This is a genomic window from Aeromonas popoffii (genome assembly GCF_000820025.1).
GTDB lineage: Bacteria > Pseudomonadota > Gammaproteobacteria > Enterobacterales > Aeromonadaceae > Aeromonas > Aeromonas popoffii.
The window spans coordinates 1-19,370 of sequence record NZ_CDBI01000020.1 but is presented as its reverse complement, the minus strand read 5'-3'; the positions used below and the strand labels follow the sequence as shown (position 1 = coordinate 19,370).

General features: G+C 58.2%; 14 protein-coding genes, 2 tRNA genes and 6 pseudogenes. 11 read left to right on the top strand and 11 right to left on the bottom strand.

Going from position 1 to position 19,370, the window contains the following annotated elements; genetic code table 11:
* Window positions 1-42 precede the first annotated feature (42 nt).
* Together BN1129_RS04880 and BN1129_RS04875 are read right to left on the bottom strand one after the other, a co-directional pair.
* Complete coding sequence (locus BN1129_RS04880) at window positions 43-435, bottom strand: NUDIX hydrolase (protein WP_042034845.1); 393 nt, start codon at window positions 433-435, stop codon at window positions 43-45.
* Window positions 432-641: pseudogene (locus BN1129_RS04875) on the bottom strand (class IV adenylate cyclase); the annotation flags it as partial. The gene BN1129_RS04880 and the pseudogene BN1129_RS04875, both read right to left, overlap by 4 nt.
* 364 nt (window positions 642-1,005) lie before the next feature.
* On the opposite strand from BN1129_RS04875, the gene BN1129_RS04870 reads away from it, so the two are divergent.
* Together BN1129_RS04870 and BN1129_RS04860 are read left to right on the top strand one after the other, a co-directional pair.
* Window positions 1,006-1,851 carry a DUF5718 family protein gene (locus BN1129_RS04870; protein ID WP_042034841.1) on the top strand — a complete coding sequence of 282 codons (846 nt, stop codon included), beginning with the start codon at window positions 1,006-1,008 and terminating at the stop codon, window positions 1,849-1,851.
* Between the two features lie 263 nt (window positions 1,852-2,114).
* Window positions 2,115-2,486 (top strand): annotated as a pseudogene (locus BN1129_RS04860) (GNAT family N-acetyltransferase); the annotation flags it as partial.
* Window positions 2,487-2,551: 65 nt separating this feature from the next.
* On the opposite strand, the pseudogene BN1129_RS22235 reads toward BN1129_RS04860, so the two are convergent.
* From BN1129_RS22235 to BN1129_RS04850, 6 genes and pseudogenes are all read right to left on the bottom strand, one after another.
* Window positions 2,552-3,051: pseudogene (locus BN1129_RS22235) on the bottom strand (transposase); the annotation flags it as partial.
* A gap of 176 nt (window positions 3,052-3,227) precedes the next feature.
* Window positions 3,228-3,341 (bottom strand): annotated as a pseudogene (locus BN1129_RS22230) (IS6 family transposase); the annotation flags it as partial.
* A 93-nt stretch (window positions 3,342-3,434) separates the two neighbouring features.
* The gene (locus BN1129_RS22225; RefSeq protein ID WP_084204574.1) at window positions 3,435-4,424 is read right to left on the bottom strand and encodes an MBL fold metallo-hydrolase; all 990 of its coding nucleotides are present in this window, start codon (window positions 4,422-4,424) and stop codon (window positions 3,435-3,437) included.
* A gap of 38 nt (window positions 4,425-4,462) precedes the next feature.
* Window positions 4,463-4,862 (bottom strand): annotated as a pseudogene (locus tag BN1129_RS22220) (IS30 family transposase); the annotation flags it as partial.
* 1,386 nt (window positions 4,863-6,248) lie between these two features.
* Complete coding sequence (locus tag BN1129_RS04855) at window positions 6,249-7,652, bottom strand: DEAD/DEAH box helicase (protein WP_042034839.1); 1,404 nt, start codon at window positions 7,650-7,652, stop codon at window positions 6,249-6,251.
* A gap of 216 nt (window positions 7,653-7,868) precedes the next feature.
* The gene (locus BN1129_RS04850; protein WP_042034838.1) at window positions 7,869-8,345 is read right to left on the bottom strand and encodes a glutathione peroxidase; all 477 of its coding nucleotides are present in this window, start codon (window positions 8,343-8,345) and stop codon (window positions 7,869-7,871) included.
* A gap of 292 nt (window positions 8,346-8,637) precedes the next feature.
* Between BN1129_RS04850 and BN1129_RS04845 the strand changes: the two genes are divergently transcribed.
* From BN1129_RS04845 to BN1129_RS04830, 4 genes are all read left to right on the top strand, one after another.
* Window positions 8,638-9,246, top strand: a complete 609-nt coding sequence (locus BN1129_RS04845; protein WP_042034837.1) for a 2OG-Fe(II) oxygenase — start codon at window positions 8,638-8,640, stop codon at window positions 9,244-9,246.
* Window positions 9,247-9,438: 192 nt separating this feature from the next.
* Window positions 9,439-10,428, top strand: coding sequence for a D-alanine--D-alanine ligase (locus BN1129_RS04840; RefSeq protein WP_042034836.1), 990 nt, complete (start codon window positions 9,439-9,441; stop codon window positions 10,426-10,428).
* A gap of 237 nt (window positions 10,429-10,665) precedes the next feature.
* Complete coding sequence (locus BN1129_RS04835) at window positions 10,666-11,433, top strand: tRNA-uridine aminocarboxypropyltransferase (protein WP_042034835.1); 768 nt, start codon at window positions 10,666-10,668, stop codon at window positions 11,431-11,433.
* 198 nt (window positions 11,434-11,631) lie between these two features.
* Window positions 11,632-12,411, top strand: coding sequence for a TSUP family transporter (locus tag BN1129_RS04830; protein WP_042034834.1), 780 nt, complete (start codon window positions 11,632-11,634; stop codon window positions 12,409-12,411).
* Between the two features lie 41 nt (window positions 12,412-12,452).
* On the opposite strand, the gene BN1129_RS04825 is transcribed toward BN1129_RS04830, so the two are convergent.
* Together BN1129_RS04825 and BN1129_RS04820 are read right to left on the bottom strand one after the other, a co-directional pair.
* Complete coding sequence (locus BN1129_RS04825) at window positions 12,453-13,340, bottom strand: LysR family transcriptional regulator (RefSeq protein WP_042034833.1); 888 nt, start codon at window positions 13,338-13,340, stop codon at window positions 12,453-12,455.
* A gap of 60 nt (window positions 13,341-13,400) precedes the next feature.
* On the bottom strand, window positions 13,401-13,784 hold the full coding sequence (locus BN1129_RS04820) for a hypothetical protein (protein WP_244463017.1): 384 nt from the start codon (window positions 13,782-13,784) through the stop codon (window positions 13,401-13,403).
* Here BN1129_RS04820 and BN1129_RS22210 point away from each other — a divergent pair.
* The 3 genes and pseudogenes from BN1129_RS22210 to BN1129_RS04810 all read left to right on the top strand — a co-directional run.
* A pseudogene (locus tag BN1129_RS22210) lies at window positions 13,756-13,893 on the top strand (helix-turn-helix domain-containing protein); the annotation flags it as partial. The gene BN1129_RS04820 and the pseudogene BN1129_RS22210 overlap by 29 nt on opposite strands.
* A 262-nt stretch (window positions 13,894-14,155) precedes the next feature.
* The gene (locus BN1129_RS04815) at window positions 14,156-15,793 is read left to right on the top strand and encodes an ATP-dependent endonuclease (protein ID WP_042034831.1); all 1,638 of its coding nucleotides are present in this window, start codon (window positions 14,156-14,158) and stop codon (window positions 15,791-15,793) included.
* 199 nt (window positions 15,794-15,992) lie between these two features.
* A complete protein-coding gene (locus BN1129_RS04810; protein WP_042034830.1) occupies window positions 15,993-16,712 on the top strand; it encodes a hypothetical protein in 720 nt (239 codons plus the stop codon).
* 72 nt (window positions 16,713-16,784) lie between these two features.
* Here the strand turns inward: BN1129_RS04810 and glgX are convergent, their stop codons facing one another.
* On the bottom strand, window positions 16,785-18,848 hold the full coding sequence (glgX, locus tag BN1129_RS04805; RefSeq protein WP_042034829.1) for a glycogen debranching protein GlgX: 2,064 nt from the start codon (window positions 18,846-18,848) through the stop codon (window positions 16,785-16,787).
* Between the two features lie 196 nt (window positions 18,849-19,044).
* Between glgX and BN1129_RS04800 the strand changes: the two genes are divergently transcribed.
* A tRNA-Met gene (locus BN1129_RS04800) sits at window positions 19,045-19,121 on the top strand.
* A gap of 92 nt (window positions 19,122-19,213) precedes the next feature.
* A tRNA-Met gene (locus BN1129_RS04795) sits at window positions 19,214-19,290 on the top strand.
* The last annotated feature ends 80 nt before the right edge of the window (window positions 19,291-19,370 follow it).

Here is a 19,370-nt window from a genome sequence, read left to right as displayed (position 1 = left end):
AGTTGGTTGCGCCGGATCACGCTTGCCTGCCTGCGCTATGCCTCAGCGAATGAGCCCCTGCTCTGCCAGCCAGGCAAACAGCAGGCGTGAGACGGGGGAGATCTCGGCCAGATGGCGGCTGTCGAGCCAGCGCAGCTCGGCGATCTCGGCCGATGCAACAGGCATACCACTGGCCTCGCCGGTGTAACAGCGTAATCGGACTTGTACGCCTTCAGGCTTGCCATCGGCCTGGGCTCGGAACTCGCAGACAAGGCGCAGGCTGTCGGCTTGCAGGGTCACGCTCAGCTCTTCCTCTATTTCCCGCACCAGCGCAGTTTCATCGCTCTCTCCCGTCTCGCGTTTGCCGCCGGGAATGTAGTAGATGGCCTTGCCATGGGAGCGGGCGCAGAGCAGTTGCTGATCCTGGAAGGTCAGCCAAGCGAGTTTGTCGATCATAAGGGCAGTCTCTTTGAGTCAAGGGTGAGGCTCTGCTCGCACAGGGTGCGATAGGAGCGGGTTTCGCGTTGCCCGGAGCAGAGGTCGAGCCGTGTGGCCAGTATCAACAACGGTTGGCGATAGTCGGGCAACAAGGCCTTGTCGTCGGTCATGATGGCCAGTTCGGCAACATCGCCGATCCCCTCGTGATGATCCCGGGTGACATGGACGCTCATCCTTTCTGTTGCAGGGTATGGATGGCGGCCAGCCTAGCAAAATTGTTCGGCAGGCCCAAGGGGCAGCCATGCCGTCTGTGGAAACGATCTGTTTCTTGTCGCACGCGTTTCCCTGCGAACGCTTGCAGGGTTGAAGGTTGATCTGCCGGGAGTCTGCACGCTTGATCCATGACTGCTGTCAACTGGCTGCATGCCTCTGCTCAGCGACGCGCCAGCGGATGCCGAAAAGTTCGGGCTGGCGCACAGGATGGGGCGTCCGGGCTGGGCGAGGGCCAGCCACTGTGGTTTAATCCTTGCCACTTTCGTGGTAGCGGATCCCGTTGGGTGGGTCCTTTGGCAAGATGCAGGTGATCAGATGCAAGTGACAACAGAGAGCAAGTTTATCGGACTCGGGGTGGCGGGTAATTTCGCCGGTCATCTGGAGCAGGCAGGAGAAGCCTCGGATTTCGTGGCTGTGGTGGTACGTGACACCAGCGCACCCAAGGCGCTGTTCCCCTTTTATGTGCCGGGTCATCCGGGCCAGCTCGGTGTCTTTCCCCTGAGCGAGAAGGCGATCTTCTTGCCAGAGGCGGCGGTCAGCGGTGACGAGAAGGTGCAGATCGAGCCGGAAGTGGTGCTCTGGTGCGAGCTGGAATATGCGGGTACTCAGGTGGCGGCCATCCATCCCCGTGCCTTTGGTGCCTACAACGACTGCTCCATCCGTCGTCCCAATGCCAAAAAAATCAGCGAGAAGAAGAACTGGGGGGAAGAGAGCAAGGGGCTGGCGGCCAATCTGCTGCCACTTTCCCATTTCTCAGCCGGTTGCGAGCTCGATGACTATCGCATCGCCTGTTACCTTGAGCGTGACGGCGAGCTGCACGCTTATGGGGTAGACAGCGCTGCCGTCGATTACAGCTATTTTCATCAACAGCTGCTGGACTGGGCCATCGACAAGTTCAACCATCAGCAGGATGAGGGCCCGGCGGAGCATATCCAGGGGCTGCTGGCTCAGGCTGGCTACCCGTCCCATGCGCTCATCAGCATAGGGGCCACCCGTTATACCCCCTTTGGCGAGACCCACTTCCTCAAACCGGGCGACACCGCCTGCGTGCTGGTCTATCCGGCCAGCCGCTACGGCGAAAGTGACATCCGCGACGCCATTCGCAGCCGCCAGTTCGGGCCTGACGTGTCAGTCCTGCTGCAGGCGGTCAAGACCCGCTGATGCCACCCCCTTCCCCCGTGTCTGCGGGGGAAGACTCGCCCTCCTGCCATCCCGCTCCCCACGGTGGCTATCGTCTGACAACAGGATTGCTATCAGGTGATGCGGCTGTCGGGGGAAGGGCGGGAGGCGGTCCACCGACGGTATGAACAGCTGGTTTTCCTGGTCGTTATCGAGCAGGGATTTGTCATCCAGCAAGCAGATGGTGGTGATACAGTCGAGACTTCTTGGTAAGGTTGTCCACCCCACATAACAAGAGTCATATCATGCAGATTGAACAAGCAAATACGCGGGATCACCTGACCCTGATCGCCCTCTGGGAAGCCTCGGTGCGTGCCACTCACCATTTTCTGCCAGAGGCTGAGATTGATGCCCTCAAGCCGCTGCTCCTGGAGCACTATTTCGCCGCCGTCGATCTGGTCTGTGCCTGGGATGAGGCCGCTGGTATCGTCGGCTTTTGCGGTGTGCTCGATGGCAATATCGAGATGCTGTTTATCGCACCCGAGGCAAGAGGCTGTGGTATCGGGCGCCAGCTGCTGGCCCATGCCATCAGCTGCCAAGGGGCGACCCGGGTGGACGTCAACGAACAGAATGGGCAGGCACTCGGCTTCTACCAACGTATGGGCTTCGTCATGACGTGACGCTCGCCACTGGATGGTCAGGGCAAACCCTATCCGCTGTTGCATATGGTGCTGGCATCCTGCTAACAAAACCTCTCCACAAAGCGCAAACAGATCACTGCACACGCCAGCATTAGCAATGCAAAAGGGATATCCAGCCGTCGTTCGAAACCAATACGCAGCTCGCCAAAGCCGGCTAACCACCCATGAGTTCGCTCTACGGCCCAGCGATGACGATCCAATCGCTCATTGCTATCGACGATGCCCCGCCGAGCAATGCGAGCATTGACTCCCCGTTGCCTCAGATAATCACAGTCACGGCGAAAGTCATATCCCTTGTCTGCGTGCAACTTGTCTGGGCGGCGCCTTGGCCGTCCTCTCTTGCCTGCTAACACGGGGAGAACATCTAGCAGTGGCTCGAACATCATTGAGTCATGGCGATGGGCACTTGAGACAAGCACTGCGAGTGCGATGCCCTGACGTTCCAACACTATGCGCCATCTTGGTGTCGCTGGGTCAGCATAGCTACGTGACGTCGTTGCCAGATACCTTGAGCCTGCCAATCAGGCAGGCGACGCCAGCAGTCATCCCGCCTATGTGGGGATTGGCATCATTAGAATCAATTCGGTTTTATTCGCGGCTCTTATTATCTGAATTCGTGGGTTGATTAACAATAACCCACTCATGCTCTTGCCCCAGATACTGAGCGAAGGATTTGGACAGCAAAATGAATGTTAATCATTGATGCGGTTGGCCTGTCATCTCTTCGACGTTTCGCTGGCTCAGTGAATAGGCGAGGTATCCGCATATACACTGAGCCATCATATCTACGGGATAATACCGAGGTTTGAACGCTTTGCGGATCAGAGACATCTGTGAGTAGCATCACGACAGTATGTTACCTGACAACGAATTAATGCGACAAAACCCTGTTACCCGACGACATTTTAATGAAAAAGAATCATGTTAATGGGCTGGAAGTGTCAGTTTTTCAATGCTAACTGCATCACCAATGTTAATTCTCATTAAGTCCTCGCCAACTACTACCGGCCCCATATATGTCTCTCTGGTAAGAGGGACCAGTTCATCGACGCTAGGTGCCGGAAAAGAACTATTACCTAACAGAACAATATGAGTATAAACAGCAAGCTTTGGCTTGACAGCATTAAATACTCTTCCGGCATCATCAGGGGGGGTATGCAATCCCACGATACCTCTAACCGCTTCTGATTGGGCTAATAATTTTGGATTTGCTGCGATTACTTCATGAATAATAACATCCGTATCCTTTGCGAATTTTATCAGGTTTTTGTTAAAGCGAGTATCGCCAGAGATAACAACAGATTTCCCAGCATAGTCTACTCGATAACCGAATGCAGGGGTAAGATCAGGATGTCCATGGTCGACAAGAAATGCAGTCACCACTACTCCATTTCTATTAAAAACAACACCTTCTTTAATTTCTGTTGCGGCAAAAGCAACAACAGGCTTTCCTGGGCCACGTTCCCTACCATGGATATCCCAATCAAACGCTTTCCTTAAGTACATCATCATATTTTTAGTCCCTTCAGGCCCATAAATTTCCAACGGAGTTTTACGACCGCCGTAGGGAGTTGCAACATAACCATTCAACCAAATATCAGGGATATCAACTGTATGGTCGGAATGAAGATGTGTCAGGAAAAAGGGACCGGCGTTACCGAGAGGAATACCTAGCTGCCATAACCGTTTTGCCGTACCAGCCCCAGCATCGAAAACCATTTTTTCCGACCCTGCCTCTACTAGTACACTAGGGCCAAAGCGTTGAATAGATGGTTCTGGATTTCCTGTACCAAGCAACGTGACTTTTATAGAAGGTTTGCTTTCTGCAAAGACAGAAGGCGCATTAAGTAACATGACAGTTGTAATAATAGTAAGCAGAGTAAATCTCAAGCTTGTAAGTTTTTTTAAAAACATAAAATTAACCTTTTTTGAGGTAACGGCGGATTTAAGTCCTAAGTGCAACGCCAAGCCGCCTTTCTTAGCTCTGCAAACACCACCGAAGGTTGTCTGAACCCAAACCACTTGCGTGGCTGGCTGCTCAGCATCCCCTGATAGCGTTGTAAATCTTCTTCTGACAGGGTCTCAGGTCAGCCCCCTTCGGGATAAGCTGGTGAAGAAGCCTGTTTGTGTTCTCATTCCGCCCTCGCTCATAGGAGGCGCAGGAATGAGCGGAGTACATCTCAGCGTCCAATGCTTTGGCTATTACCACTATTATCTAACGTGATGCTATGGCAGACGTCTGAGTTATCATTCAGTAGCGAGATAATGGCATTACTGACCTCGTTATCTGCTTTATAAAAACTTTTTCGTCAGATAAATATGGCTCTTATACTCTGCGAGTGGCACGATGGCGGTCAGCCTCCCAGTCACCAAGGATTGGGCTCATAGCCCTCAGGCGCTCAATTGCGCGATACAGTAGACTTGTAAACACCAAGGTGTTTTCTTAACTCTGTCGGGGTAACATTATCTTCATACAGTAGAGTAATCTGGTATCGTTTCCCCTCTGTTTGCTGCCGGTAGTTCATGACGACCCTCCCATATTTTTTCGCAGAAAGAGGGGTGGCTTATCAGCAGCTAACGCCCACCTTACCATCATGACAGAACGTTGAACTTATTGTCTTAATTCACGAAGGCATCTCATTTAGCCCAACAAAGGTTGAGAGTGTAAATCCATCTTAAGTTCATTGGTTAGATGATGTCTGTCGTTATTCAAGGTGCCAGATAGTTGGCGGAGCCTTATCTACTCAGTCACATCGAACGCTATGCTTAAGGTGTTTATTTATATTATCGCCCACCTGCATCTTGAATGAAGTTGAGTATATATTTAACACAACACTTGGTGAGCTTTATGTTTACCAAGCTATACGAGGCTATCTTTAATGTGAGATGTAATGCAAGCACATTTATTATTTTTTAAAGTCATTGGCATATATTTAAAATATAAAATATGCGCCTCACTCGAACCGATATTTTTACACCTTATGTATAGGTGATTGATATGGTTTCAAGTAAAGTCAATGCTTTTTTAAAAAAACAAAGCGTCTTGTATAGCGAGACGATTAACTTATTCTCGGAACACGCATAGTTGAAGATGTAGTCGGAGGGTAGTTGGAGATATAACTCTTGAAGGGGGGAGACGTCGGCAAGGAACAATGAACAGGGACTGAATCAGGAACAGCATTCCCATGGAAAGTAATACTGTCTCAAACATCACCAGGGAGGAGGTCGTCAGCAATTTTGGCTTACATGGAACAGAGGAAATCGGATCTTCATCACTGCTAATCGAAGATTGATTTACGCTTGCATTAGGCAACTCTATAGCAATTTCTGACTGATGATACACTGCGACCCGCTGTGTCATGCAAGTTAGCACAACTAAGCAAGTTAGATATAAAAACCATTTCGCAATCCGCTGTCGATCAACCATTAGCCAAAATTTTCATTTTTCATTTGAAAAAGCACAGTATACGATTTATTCATGTTGTCAACATAAATATTGGTTTGTATACAAGCAGTACCATAGCTTTTTTAGATGAAAAATATAATAAAGTTCTATAGAAACAGATGTTTGCTATATCAGTTATCGTCTCACTCAGTTGTTTGTTGGACAGTCATCGAGTCAAAGAGGGGATGTTAGAGCGCTTCGAAAGGGTCTTTCCGCATGCACTATCCCGCCAACAAAAAAACCGCCGAAAGGCGGTTTTTTTGTTTTTCAGTGCGGACCGCTCACGGCTGGCATTACTCCTCGTTGGAGTTGTCCTGATAGCTGTCGCGCTGGGCCCGGGGAAGGCGGCGCATCGGGGTGTGCCCTGCGTCTACGCCACCGCGATCCTTCTGGCGCGCCGGTGCCGGTTGCTTGCTGCCATCGGCTTTGGGTTTGCCGGCTCCCGGCTTGCCTTTGCCCTTGGTGGACGCCTTGGCATTGTGCTTGGCGTTGGCATGACCGCGATCCCGCGGCGGGTTTTGTACCGGCTTGCTGCCTGGCAGGGTCTGGCGAGTCGGTTTGCCGCTCGGCTCATAACCTGCCTGGATCTCGCTCGGTATGGTGAGGCCGATCAGGGACTCGATGGCCTTGAGCTGATCCTGTTCATCCTGGCTGACCAGGGAGATGGCTTCGCCGCCCCGACCGGCACGGCCGGTACGACCGATGCGGTGGATATAATCCTCGGCCACCTGAGGCAGCTCGAAGTTGATCACATGGGGCAGCTGATCGATATCGAGACCGCGGGCGGCGATGTCGGTGGCGACCAGCACCCGCACCTTGCCTTCCCGAAAATCTGCCAGCGCCCGGTTGCGGGCACCCTGGCTCTTGTCACCGTGGATGGCGACGGTATTGAGGCCGTCTTTTTCCATCTGGTGGGCGAGGCGGTCGGCGATCTGTTTGGTGCGCACGAACACCAGTACCCGTTGCCAGTTATTGCGGCCGATCATGTGGGAGAGCAGCTCGCGCTTGCGCTCGCGGTCGACCTTGATGATGCGCTGGTTGACCTGCTCGGCTGTGGTGTTGCTCGGGCTCACCTCGATCAGGGTTGGGCTCTTTAGCAGATCGTCGGCCAGCTCCTTGATCTCGTTTGAGAAGGTGGCGGAGAACAGCAGCGTCTGCCGCTCTTCCGGCAGCGCCTTCATGATGCGGCGAATGTCGGTGATGAAGCCCATGTCGAGCATGCGATCCGCCTCATCGAGCACCAGCACTTCCAGCTCGGTCAGGGTGAGGGCGCGCTGGGTCAGCAGATCCAGCAGGCGACCCGGGGTCGCGACCAGGATGTCGACGCCAAGCTTGATGGCCTCCAGGTTGGGCTTGATGCTGACGCCACCGTAGGCGATCAGGGTGCGAAACGGCAGGTGATGGGCGTACTTGATGATGCTTTCGCCCACCTGGGCGGCCAGTTCACGGGTCGGGGTCAGCACCAGGGCACGTACCTGACGACGGCCACCGCGGCCATGGTTGGCCAGCAGACGGTGCAACATGGGCAGGGTGAAACCGGCCGTTTTGCCTGTGCCTGTCTGGGCGCCGCCCAGCACATCCTGACCTGCCAGCACAGCCGGAATGGCTTGCTGCTGGATGGGGGTTGGCTGTTCGTAACCCAATTCCTTGACGGCCCGCAGAATGTGCGGTGACAGACCCAGTTCGTTAAATGACATGTTCGAGAGAGACTCCTGAGGTGAGCCTTGGGCTCAACGCGTGACAGACATGCGCTAACGCCTGGTCTGCCACAACATAAGATGCAGCGGCCACCTTGGCAGCCAGCCACAACATAGAAAAGATAATGGGGGCGCAATATAGCAGATATGCGGCCTGCACGCAGTAGCCGTATTACTTGCCCGGGCCGCAGTGTGAGTCTGGTTCCGTGACGAGTCTCAGAGCAGTTCGCTTATCTCGTCCAGCAGGCTCTCTGGTTTGGTCTGGGGGGCGAAGCGCGCGACCACCTTGCCCTCGCGGTTGATGAGGAACTTGGTGAAGTTCCATTTGACGTTTTCCAGCCCCAGTAGCCCGGGTTTTTGCTGTTTCAGCCAGCGGTAAAAGGGGTGGGCGTGCTCGCCGTTGACCTCGCACTTGGCCATGATGGGGAAGCTCACCGGGTAATCCAGCGAGCAGAAGCGGGCGATGTCGTCCGCATCCCCCGGTTCCTGATGGCCGAACTGATCGCAGGGGAAGCCCAAGATCACCAGCCCTTTGGGTCCCAGCTGCTGGTAGAGCGCCTCCAACCCTGTGTATTGGGGGGTAAACCCGCAGCGGCTGGCCACGTTGACCACCAGGATGACCTGGCCTTGCAGGGCGGTAAGTGAGAGCTCGGAGCCGTCGAGGTGTTGCAGGGTGAAGTCGGGCAAAGACATGGTGCACTCCTGGGGGAATAGGGCCCATTCAGGGCGGTTGTCATGCACGTTAACTGGCCAGGGCGGCGGGGGCAAGGGGCATGTGCCCCGTTTGCGCCATGGCTCTCGCGCGGCATGTCTTCATCTTTTTGTGGATCCGGATCACAGGGCTACCAGGCCGGTACGATAAAGAGCGCCTTCTGTGGTGGGATAGCGTATTGATGGTGGGACTTCTCAGGAGAAGCAATCTGGTTTGTGTCTTGACCGGGAAGTCGCTAAAAAGCGCCCTCTCTCCACTTATTGTGAGTCACCCTTGGACGATCAAGCCGTCATGGATGCCATTTACACCCGGGGATGGGTGATAGTGGATGATTTTTTAACCGCCGCTGACGTGGATGCCCTCAAAGCCTGTTTGCCGTGCGAGTGGCAACCGGCCGGGATTGGCCGCGCCGCGCTGCATCAGGGTAACCCCGACATTCGCCGTGATCAGATCCACTGGCTGGATCCCGACCTTGGTGCGCCGGTGGCGGCCTATCTTGCGCGCATGGAATCCCTGCGCCTCGCCGCCAACCGCCAGCTGATGCTGGGGCTGTTCGATTACGAAGCCCACTTCGCCCGCTATCGCAGCGGGGATTTCTATGCCACCCACCGCGATGCCTTCGCCGGTCGCTCCAACCGCCGCCTTACGTCGGTCTTCTATCTCAACAACGACTGGCAACCGGAGGCGGGTGGTGTCCTCAGGGTCTACGACAACGACGAGCAGTTGCTGATGGATGTCTCTCCCAAGGGTGGGCGGCTGGTATTGTTCCTGTCGGAGGAGTTTCCCCACGAGGTGTTGCCCGCCAATCGGGAGCGTTACAGCATCGCCGGCTGGTTTCGGGTCAATGGCAACGGCGTGGGACGCCTGGATCCGCCCCGCTGACGCCTTTTCGTCCAATTTTTGACACACGGGGGAATTTTTACGGCCAAGAGCCGAGGGATGGGGGGCCCATCAGCTGACAAGGCTTTATTTCCCTTGCTACACTGGCCCGCACTTGGCTTCGTCCGGTTTTTCAGTACGGTTGGATTATCAAATGGTCATGACGAGGCCGCTTTTCCCAAGGGATCACATCTAATGAAGAACATGCATGTCTTGCTGCTGTGCGGCGGCGGTGGTTCAGAGCACGAAGTCTCTCTGCGCAGCGCCAATTTCCTCGAGCAACAACTCGGTTTCCTGCCCGGCGTCGAGGTGACCCGGGTCGAGATGTTCGCTGACCGCTGGCTCTGTGCCGACGGCCGCGAGTGCAAGCTGGGGCTGGACAAGCTGCTCTCGTTTGACAGCGTGGCCCGTCCGGTGGACTACGTGGTGCCCTGCATCCACGGCTACCCGGGTGAGACCGGCGATCTGCAATCTTTCCTCGAACTGGCGGGCCTGCCTTATCTCGGTTGCGATGCCGAGGCGAGCAAGATCTGCTTCAACAAGATCAGCACCAAGCTGTGGCTCTCCGCCATCGGCATCCCCAACACCCCGTACCTGTTCCTGACCGAGCAAAATGAAGCGGCGCTTGCCGAGGCGAAAGCTGCGCTGGCCAAGTGGGGCAAGGTCTTTATCAAGGCCGCCTCCCAGGGTTCTTCCGTGGGCTGCTACTCCGCCAGCAACGAAGCTGACCTTGTGCAGGGCATCAAGGATGCCTTCGGTTACTCCGAGCAGGTGTTGATCGAAAAAGCGGTCAAGCCACGGGAGCTGGAAGTGGCTGTCTACCAGTTCGGTGACGAGCTCATTGCCACCTATCCTGGCGAGATCTGTGTCCCGCAGGACAAGTTCTACACCTATGAAGAGAAGTACAGCAGCGCCAGCCACACGGCGACCAGCCTCACGGCTGAAGGCCTGACCCAGGCGCAGGCCGATGCGATCCACGAGTATGCCCTCAAGGCGTTTCGTCAGCTGAAACTGACCCATCTGTCGCGCATCGACTTCTTCCTGACCGACGAAGGGGAGATCCTGCTCAATGAAATCAACACCTTCCCGGGCATGACCTCCATCTCCATGTTCCCGAAACTGCTGGAGCATCACGGTCACAACTTCGCCCACTACCTTGAGCAGATCCTGCGCAAGGCCGCCTGACAGGCTTGCCGATAACGACAGAGGGGCCCACGGGCCCCTCTGTCGTTATCGCGGTTGGCGATATCACATGGCTTGCAGGGTGAACAACCAGATATGTACCCCTTGTGAGATCAGTGAGCAGGGCCATGTGCCGACACCCCGGCTTGTCCCGGATGGGGGGCCTTGCTGCGCGGCGGGCGGCTCGTTACAATCTGCCCCCTTTTTTTCCGCAAAAGTGCACCGCCCGAGCCGCGCCCCATGAAGCCAATCCCAGATCACGCCGTCAATCGCCTGCGCGCATGGCGCAAGAGCATCTCCACCCGCCCTTTTCTCGCCCGTGGCGGCACAGTGCCACGCTGCGATGCCTGTCAGCTGCGTCGCGACTGGTGCGCCTGCGAATGGCGCCCCGAGCTCAAGGCCGAGGCCGGCTTCTGCCTGCTGATGTATGACAGCGAGCCCATGAAACCCTCCAACACGGGCCGCCTCATCGCCGATGTGTTGCCGGATACCACCTGGGCCTTCCTCTGGTCGCGTACCAAGCCCCATCCCGATCTGTTGGCCCTGCTGGCCGATCCCGCCTGGCAGCCCTATGTGGTGTTCCCCGCGTGTGAGAAAAACCCGGCGCGAGTGACCGAACAGGTCACGCTCGCCCCTGGCAAGAAGCCGCTCTTCATCCTGTTGGATGGTACCTGGCCCGAGGCACGCAAGATGTTCAACATGAGCCCTTATCTGGATGGCTTCCCGGTGTTGGCGGTCAGGCCGGATGCGCTCTCCACCTATGGCATGCGGGTCGCCAACTGCGACGAGCACCTCTGCACCGCCGAAGTGGCGGCCTGCGTGCTGGAGGTGGCCGGTCAGCTGCAGGCAGGGCAGGCGTTGCAGCTCTGGTTCAATCTGTTCAGCCGCCGCTACATGGCCGGTCGCGTAAGCCGGGCACCGGGTGAGGATGAAGTGCAGCTGCAACAGGCGTTGGCCGCGATAAGGGGCGGCGTTCTCACTGAGGTGCTGGTAGATAGTGTCGCCTGATGGCGGCGAAGGGACAAACAAGGTGAGGCCAACAAGAATGATGAAAATCAGGAATCAATTGGCTGCCACTGTTTCGTTAGCCTCATGGACGCGTGCCCTTTAGGATAGCGTTCACGCCTGCTTGTCCGGCGCGTTCACTCAGTCAGTTAAACCCGGGTTGCCCCCGTGTCGGGCACCCCAATCTCGCGAGGCCTATGGATGGAATTGGAACTGTTAACCCTGCTTGCCCTGTTCGGGGTGGCCCTTATCGCCGGCTTTATCGATGCCATCGCCGGCGGTGGTGGCCTCTTGACCGTACCGGCCCTGCTGGCCACCGGCATGCCGCCGGCGCTGGTACTGGGCACCAACAAGCTGCAGAGCAGTTTTGGCTCCTTCTCTGCCACCTGGTTTTTTGCCCGCAAGGGGCTGCTGGAGTGGACCATGATCTGGCCTGCGGTGATCTGCACCTTCATCGGCGCCGCCATCGGCACCCTGGCGGTGCAGACCATAGATGCCGCCATTTTGGAGCGCTTGCTGCCCTTTCTGCTGATGGCATTTGCCTGTTACTTCTTCTTCTCCCCCAGGGTGAGCGATGCCGAGAGCTCCCGCCGTCTCACCCCCATGCTGTTTGCGCTGCTGGTGGGGGGCGGGGTGGGCTTTTATGACGGCTTCTTCGGGCCGGGCACGGGGTCGTTTTTTGCCATCGGCTTCGTGGCGCTGGCGGGGTTTGGCATGGCGCGGGCCACGGCTCACACCAAGTTGCTCAACTTCACCTCCAACATCGCCTCCCTGCTGTTTTTCACCCTCGGGGGCAAGGTGGTGTGGAGTGTCGGTTTCTGCATGGCACTGGGGCAGTTTATCGGCGCCCGTTTCGGCTCCAAGATGGTGCTGAAAAAAGGTGTGAAGCTGATCAAGCCGCTACTGGTGACCGTCTCCTTGCTGATGTCTGCCAAGCTGGTGTGGAGCCAGTATCCCGAGCTGTTTGTCTGGATCCCGTGAGGCGGCAGATTGACCGCCAGCCCCCACGCGCGGGTGTGGGGTTATTGCGCCGCGTCGCCGAGGTGGCGAAACTGCGCGCGCAGCGCACTCACCAGCCGGGCAATGCGCTCCCGCTTCAGGCTGCTCTGGCGGTAGACCAGGTGCAGTGGGCGCCCCAGACCGGGCAAGGGGCGCGCCTTCTCTCCCGGCTCCCCCACCAGTGCCAGCAAGCCGGCCGGCAAGAGCACAGGCCCTATACCCGCCTTGGCCAGCTCGATCAAGGCCAGATAGGAGTCCAGCTCCATGGCCGGCACCAAGCCCAATTGTGCCAAGGGTTCACGCAGGTAGCGGTTGGAGGGGTTATCCAGATCCATGGTCAGGATCTTGCGTCTGTGCCCCTGACCCTGCACGAATGGCCGCTGATCTGTCGCTATCCCCTCAGCCTGATCGTTGCCCACCAGATAGAAGGGCTCCTCCAGCAATAGCTCGGCTCCCAGGCCATGGCCGGGCGGCAGGCGTCCGGCACAGATGCCGAGCAGGGCGTCGCCACTGCGCACCCGCGCCAGGATCACGGGGGTGTGATGGGTGGAGAGGGCAATGTGAGGATCGCGGCCAAGGTAGTCGTGCATGAAGCGGGCGAGGTAGCCCGCCAGCAGGGTTTCGGAGCAGGCGACGGGCAGGGGAGTCAGATCGGTGAGCGTCTGGCTGTCGGCCAGCACTCCCTTCATCTCGGCGAGACTCGGGGCCACCCGGTCGAGCAGCTCCCGCGCCTGCGGGGTGAGCCGGATCTGGCGGCCATCCGGCTCGATCAGCTTCTTGCCAAGGCGCTGTTCCAGCTGGGCAATGCGCTTGCTCACCGCCGACTGACTGATGTAGAGGCGGCTGGCCACCTTGGCCATGGTGCCCTCGCTTGCCAGCAGGCTGAGCGTCTCCAGCCCTTCCAGTAACATCTTGCCCCCTAGTGGTGCCATCACGCAGATCGAATGGCGCTACCTTAGAGGCTGATGGTCTCAGGAGCAAGTGTCGTTCACCGCCTTGGCTGGCCGCCAGCGCCACTCCCGCACGGGCGGGGCGAAGATCACCAGATTGCCGAGCAAACTGAACACCACTCCCACCACAGAGACCGTCTGCCAGACAAATCCCTCGTACAGCCAGAGATTGAGGCCGTTGAAGATAGTGGCGCTGGCGAAAATCACTGCCGACATGCCACTCGGGATATAGAGGGTGACGTGATAGAAACAGAGGAAGTTGGTGGAAAAGGGCAAGGCGCCGAGCAGGGCTGCGTAGCGCTGACCCGCCCAGGGCAGGCGCGGAACACGCCGCTGACGGTGAGCAGGGCAGCAGGCAGCGATACTCGATGGGAATGGGCCCAAGCCCCTGGCCAGCATCGTCATCCTGTGCGGATTCTCCTCCCAGGCCCACTTTGGCAACCGTTTTCGCGAGGCATTTGGCCTCACGCCGGGTCAGTGGCGCGCACAATTGTCATCTTATCGTCACAGATAACGCTGAGACTCTGGGTAAAACAGGTGTACTATTGACCGCTTACCCATTGAAAGGAATGCCCATTGAATTATCGCAAACGTCAGATCCGTACCCGCCACCTTTGGTTCAGCCACTGGAATGCCCCCCAAGATCGCACCTGTGTTCCCACCCCTCCCGAACCCGTAGTGCCTCACAGTTCCCGCTGAAAATCGACACGACCCGATAGGATTTTTCCGGCAACTTTGCCACTATTGCGCCATCAGGATGGACTGGATATGGCCGCATGTTTCTGGAACGCATTGAAGTCAAAGGTTTTCGCGGGATAAATCGCCTCTCGCTCGGGCTGGATAACACCACGGTTCTCATCGGTGAGAACGCTTGGGGCAAGTCCAGCCTGCTGCGCGCCCTCTGGTGCTTGCTGGGGCAGGATGCCGAACCCTATCAGTTCGAGGCCGACGATTTTCACCAACCGGAAGATCCCGAACTCGCCCCCGCCCGCAATCTGCAACTGGTGCTTACCTTCAGTGAGCACAGACCCCAGATGTGCCTGCACTCCCATCGTCTGGCCCGACTGGGTGCCTCCTGGGTCAAGCACAAAGACAAATTCCATCGTATCCACTATCGCGCCAGCGCCGAGCTGGAGGCTGACGGATCCGTGACCACCACCCATGACTTTCTCGACGGCATCGGCAAGAGCCTGCCCATCGACAATGCCCATGAACTGGTCTGCCTGCTGATCACCATGAACCCGGTGTTCCGGCTGCGGGATGCCCGCACTGCCCGCAGTGGGGTGGAAGTGCTGAAGTGGAACGACCTGTCGCAGAACCGGCTGAGTCAGTTGGCCAACAAGCTGATCGACGAGCCTCAGCGCATCGGCGAGCCCGAGCTCAAAGAAGCGTTGCAGGCGGTGCGCCAGCTGATGGATCACTACTTCAATGCCCTTGCCCCCATCAAGAACAAGCCCCGCAGTCAGCGGGACATCGTCAACCGCCCCATGACGTTGCGCAACCCCGGCAATCTGCAGGCGTTGCTGCGCAATGCCGACAATCGGGCGCTGCAGCTGGCGATGGCGGGCATGGCGGCCACCCTGCTCAACGCCCGTGGCAACCGCGAGCTGGAACAGGGCGCGCGCCCCATCATGATCCTGGAAGATCCCGAAAGTCGCCTGCACCCCACCATGCTGGCCCTGGCCTGGGGCCTGCTGGAGCAGCTGCCTGGTCAGAAATTGCTCACCACCAACTCGGGCGACTTGCTCTCCTCCCTGCCCCTGAATCAGGTGCGCCGGCTGGTGCGTCGCCAGCAGGATATCGTCTGCCATCAGCTCGGTGGCGAACATTACAGCAGCGATGATCTGCGCAAGATTGCCTTTCACGTGCGCATCAACCGACCCATGTCGATGTTTGCCCGCTGCTGGCTGCTGGTGGAGGGGGAGACAGAGATCTGGCTGCTCTCCGAGCTGGCCCAGATCTGCGGTTACAGTCTGCGGGCGGAAGGGGTGCGCATCATAGAGTTCGCCCAATGCGGCCAGTCGCCGCTCATCAAGGTGGCGCGCGACTTTGGCATAGAGTGGCACCTGCTCACCGATGGCGACGAAGCGGGGCTCAAATACGCCACCTCGGCCAGGGCACTGCTCAAGGGAGAGCGGGAGCGGGATCGGTTGACCCAGCTGCCGGCGGCGGACATAGAACATTACCTCTATCACAACGGTTTCGAGGCGGTGTTCAGGCGCGAGGCCGGCGTCGGCGGCCGCTCGACCCTCAATGCCGGGCGCATCATCAACAAGGCCATTCACCACCGCAGCAAACCGGGCATGGCGTTGGCGGTGGTGGAGGAGGCGGAGCGACTCGGTGGCGAGCACATCCCGCCGGTGATCCGCCAGATGTTTGCCAAGGTGGTGGCGCTGGCGCGCGGTCAGGGCTGATCCGCTCGTCTGCCCCCGGGAGTATGAAGCCGCAGAACAGGGGAATGGCCCTGTTGCCCCGGCAGTCTGACAAGGCGCCGCCACAAAATCCCTGGCCAGCTCTGTTGCAGGGATTGGGGATGGGCGTGGGTTTGGGTATACTCGCCCCCTTCCCGGGCGCCCCACAGGCGCATCCTGAATCCTTGTTGCTGGAGGCGTCATGTTCGTCCAACTCCCTTTTTGGCTCTTTCCCCTGACCGGTCTGATGGCGCTGGGGGCACTCATCGCCCTTGGCATAGTGCTGTGGCGCGGTGACCTCTGCCCGGGCCAGCGCTCGCGGATCACGGCTCAGCTCTTCTCCATCTGGGTGATCACCGGCCTCTCCCTGATGCTGGCGGTGGAGGCCCGGATGGCGAGCTGGTTGATCTGGAGTGGTGGTGCTGCCCTGATCCTGGGGATAGTGCTGTCGCTTGCCCAATCCCGGCTGGAGGGCAAGCGTGCCATCCCGTCCACCCTGCTCTGGTTGCCTGCCATGCCGCTGCTGGTCTATGGCGTTGGCTTGCTGCAAATACAGGGCTGGCTGAGCGGCCTGCTGCAGATGACTGTGCTGGGGGCGGCCTTTGCGCACCTGATGCTGCTGCGGGCGCGTCACCGCTTGCAGGCCTTCAACTTGCTGCTGCCCTTGGCCGGGCTGGTGGCTGCCATTCTGAGCCTGCTCTGGCTGGCGGTGTTGGTGGGATGGCAGGGCAGTGGTGCTGAGCTGGATGCCTTGATCCCCGGTGTGCTGACCCAGACCATCTTGCTGATTGCGGCCCTGCTGCTCTGGTTCAGCCCCATCTATCTACAGCGGGAGACGGCGCCCGTGGTGGTCTCCACCGCCCTGTGCGGCCTCATCATAGCCCAGATAGCGGCGACCAGCGTGCTGCACCAGCTGGCCTGAGCCGTCGCCGCATGAATGAAAAAAGCCCCGCTGAGTCTGTCAGGGGGGCTTTTTGTTGGCTGTAACCCGGGCCTAGTAGAAGTCGTCGGCCCCGCAGATAAAGAGGCAGCTGCTGCGCGGTTGGGCCAGGTATTCCCGGGTCAGCCCCTCCAGCGGCATACCGAAAGTACAGATGTCATGGGGTGAGGGCAGGGCGGTATCCAGGATCCGGCGCCAGTAGCCACCCACCCCCTTGGGTGGGCTTGGCAGGTTAAAGGTGAGTGGCTCCCAGTAGGCGTTAAACAGCACATAGAGCGCCAGCTTGGCTTCGCTGGAGAGCGCCGACATGGCGATGGCGTGGGAGTGGGGGCTGAAGTCTGGCTGGGCGGCATTGACCCCGTGCCAGCAGATCTCACTGTGCCGCAGGATCTCGGTCAGCGACAGTGGCATGCTCTCCTGCTCGGGTCGTTGGAACAGGTGCTTGCGATACTGGATCAGCTCCTTCATGAAGCGGAACATCTCCTGTCCCATGACGCTGGGCTGCCAGTTCATCCAGCAGGTTTCGTTGTCCTGGCAGTAGCCGTTGTTGTTGCCGTGCTGGGTACGCAGCACCTCGTCTCCCATCAGCAGCATGGGGGAGCCTACCGACAGCAGGGTCGCCACCATCATGTTCTTGGCCTGACGCACCCGCAGGGCATTGATCTGGGGATCCTCGGTCGGCCCCTCCTGGCCATGGTTCCAGCTGAAGTTGTGATCGCAGCCGTCCCGGTTCTCTTCACCGTTGGCCTCGTTGTGCTTGTGGTCATGGCTGGCCCAGTCCCACAGGGTGAAGCCGTCATGGCAGGTGACGAAGTTGATGCTCTTCTCCGGATCGGCGTGGTGATAGTGGTAGATGTCCGGGCTGCCGCACAGTCGATCCACGAAGGTGGCGATGGCGTTGTCATCCCCGCGCAGGAAGTGGCGCACATCGTCCCTGAACTGGCCGTTCCACTCACGCCAGCGGGCGCCAGCCAGGCTGCCCACCTGATAGAGTCCCCCAGCATCCCAGGCCTCGGCGATGAGCTTGATATCGGCGATGCGGGGATCCGTGTCTATGGTGCGCAGGGTCGGCGCATTGGCTTGGGGCATGCCGGACTCATCTCGCGACAAGATGGCGGCCAGATCGAATCGAAAGCCGTCCACGTGCATCTCCTGACGCCAGAAGTGGAGGCTGTCCATGATCATACGCAGCACCACAGGATGGGCGCCGTTGAACGTGTTGCCGCAGCCCGAATAGTTGGTGTCCTGCTGATTGCTGTCGAGGATGTAGTAGACCTCGTTGTCTATGCCGCGAAACGAGAAGGTGGGGCCATCGCCCCCACCCTCGGCCGTGTGGTTGTAAACCACGTCCAGGATCACCTCGATATTGGCCCTGTGCAGCGCCTTGACCATGTCACGAAACTCGGTGAGCGGATCAGGGCCGCTGGCATATTGGGCGTGGGGGGCAAAAAACGACATCGGGCTGTAACCCCAGTAGTTGGAGAGCCCCTTGGGGGCATCCTGGGGATCGAACTGGAACACCGGCAGCAGCTCGACGGCGGTGATGCCGAGGGATTGCAGGTAGGGGATCTTGTCGATGAGGCCAAGATAGGTGCCGCGCAGCGCAGGGGCCACGCCGGAGCTCGGCGACTTGGTAAATCCCCCCAGATGCAGTTCGTAGATCACCGAACGGGAGAGGGAGTGAGCGGGTAGCTTGTCACCCTCCCAGTCGTAGTCACGGGTATCCACCACCCGGTTCTTGGCACATTCCGCCAGGTTGCTGCCGGGGCGGGCCGCAGCCCTGCGGTCGTAAGTCGGCCCCAGCTCAATGCTGCGACCATAGGGGTCCAGCAGCACCTTGTCCGCATCGAAGCGGGTGCCGTAGTAGGGACGCCACGGACCCTGAATGCGATAGGCGTAACGTTGACCCAGTGGTATGCCTTCTATATGGATGTGCCAGTAGTAAGCGGTACGGTTGAGACGGGGTGACAAGGGGATCACCTCTGGGGTGGTATCGTCGGCACTGGCGAACAGCAGCAGTTCGACCCGACTGGCCAGGCGGGCCCAGATAGCAAAATTGACGCCGTCGTGCTCGGGCGTGGCCCCCAATTGACGGCAATGACCGGCGGATATACGCATGATAAACCTGCCCAAAAGGAGGAGTCACAATCCAATGCAGTGTAGTACGCCATGCTGGCCCCAAACCTGCTTGTCTGAAATAACAGCGCTCTGTTGCAAAATCCTTCAATTTGTGCTGCTTTAACCTACGAATGAAGTTTTTTTAGGATATTTACTTGCAATCTGAGCGCTGGCGCCTATTATTGGCGACCTCAGACGCGGGGTGGAGCAGCTCGGTAGCTCGTCGGGCTCATAACCCGAAGGTCGTCGGTTCAAATCCGGCCCCCGCAACCATCTGAATATCTGAGTCAACAACGCCGATTAACGCATTGAAGATAAAGAGAATTCGAACTGGCTACTGCTCAGCCAGGTCGGAAAAATTCGGACGCGGGGTGGAGCAGCTCGGTAGCTCGTCGGGCTCATAACCCGAAGGTCGTCAGTTCAAATCTGGCCCCCGCAACCAACTATTTGTGCTCATGGCGAGGCTGATGCCAAGCGGTGAACGTAAAGACAGCGAACTACTTCTGCTCGGTAGTGCGCGGT

Coding starts and splice junctions, on each gene's coding strand:
- BN1129_RS04880 (WP_042034845.1), bottom strand. CDS start 435: ATGATCGACAAACTCGCTTGGCTGACCTTCCAGGATCAGCAACTGCTC.
- BN1129_RS04870 (WP_042034841.1), top strand. CDS start 1,006: ATGCAAGTGACAACAGAGAGCAAGTTTATCGGACTCGGGGTGGCGGGT.
- BN1129_RS22225 (WP_084204574.1), bottom strand. CDS start 4,424: ATGTTTTTAAAAAAACTTACAAGCTTGAGATTTACTCTGCTTACTATT.
- BN1129_RS04855 (WP_042034839.1), bottom strand. CDS start 7,652: ATGTCATTTAACGAACTGGGTCTGTCACCGCACATTCTGCGGGCCGTC.
- BN1129_RS04850 (WP_042034838.1), bottom strand. CDS start 8,345: ATGTCTTTGCCCGACTTCACCCTGCAACACCTCGACGGCTCCGAGCTC.
- BN1129_RS04840 (WP_042034836.1), top strand. CDS start 9,439: ATGAAGAACATGCATGTCTTGCTGCTGTGCGGCGGCGGTGGTTCAGAG.
- BN1129_RS04835 (WP_042034835.1), top strand. CDS start 10,666: ATGAAGCCAATCCCAGATCACGCCGTCAATCGCCTGCGCGCATGGCGC.
- BN1129_RS04830 (WP_042034834.1), top strand. CDS start 11,632: ATGGAATTGGAACTGTTAACCCTGCTTGCCCTGTTCGGGGTGGCCCTT.
- BN1129_RS04825 (WP_042034833.1), bottom strand. CDS start 13,340: ATGTTACTGGAAGGGCTGGAGACGCTCAGCCTGCTGGCAAGCGAGGGC.
- BN1129_RS04820 (WP_244463017.1), bottom strand. CDS start 13,784: ATGACGATGCTGGCCAGGGGCTTGGGCCCATTCCCATCGAGTATCGCT.
- BN1129_RS04815 (WP_042034831.1), top strand. CDS start 14,156: ATGTTTCTGGAACGCATTGAAGTCAAAGGTTTTCGCGGGATAAATCGC.
- BN1129_RS04810 (WP_042034830.1), top strand. CDS start 15,993: ATGTTCGTCCAACTCCCTTTTTGGCTCTTTCCCCTGACCGGTCTGATG.
- glgX (WP_042034829.1), bottom strand. CDS start 18,848: ATGCGTATATCCGCCGGTCATTGCCGTCAATTGGGGGCCACGCCCGAG.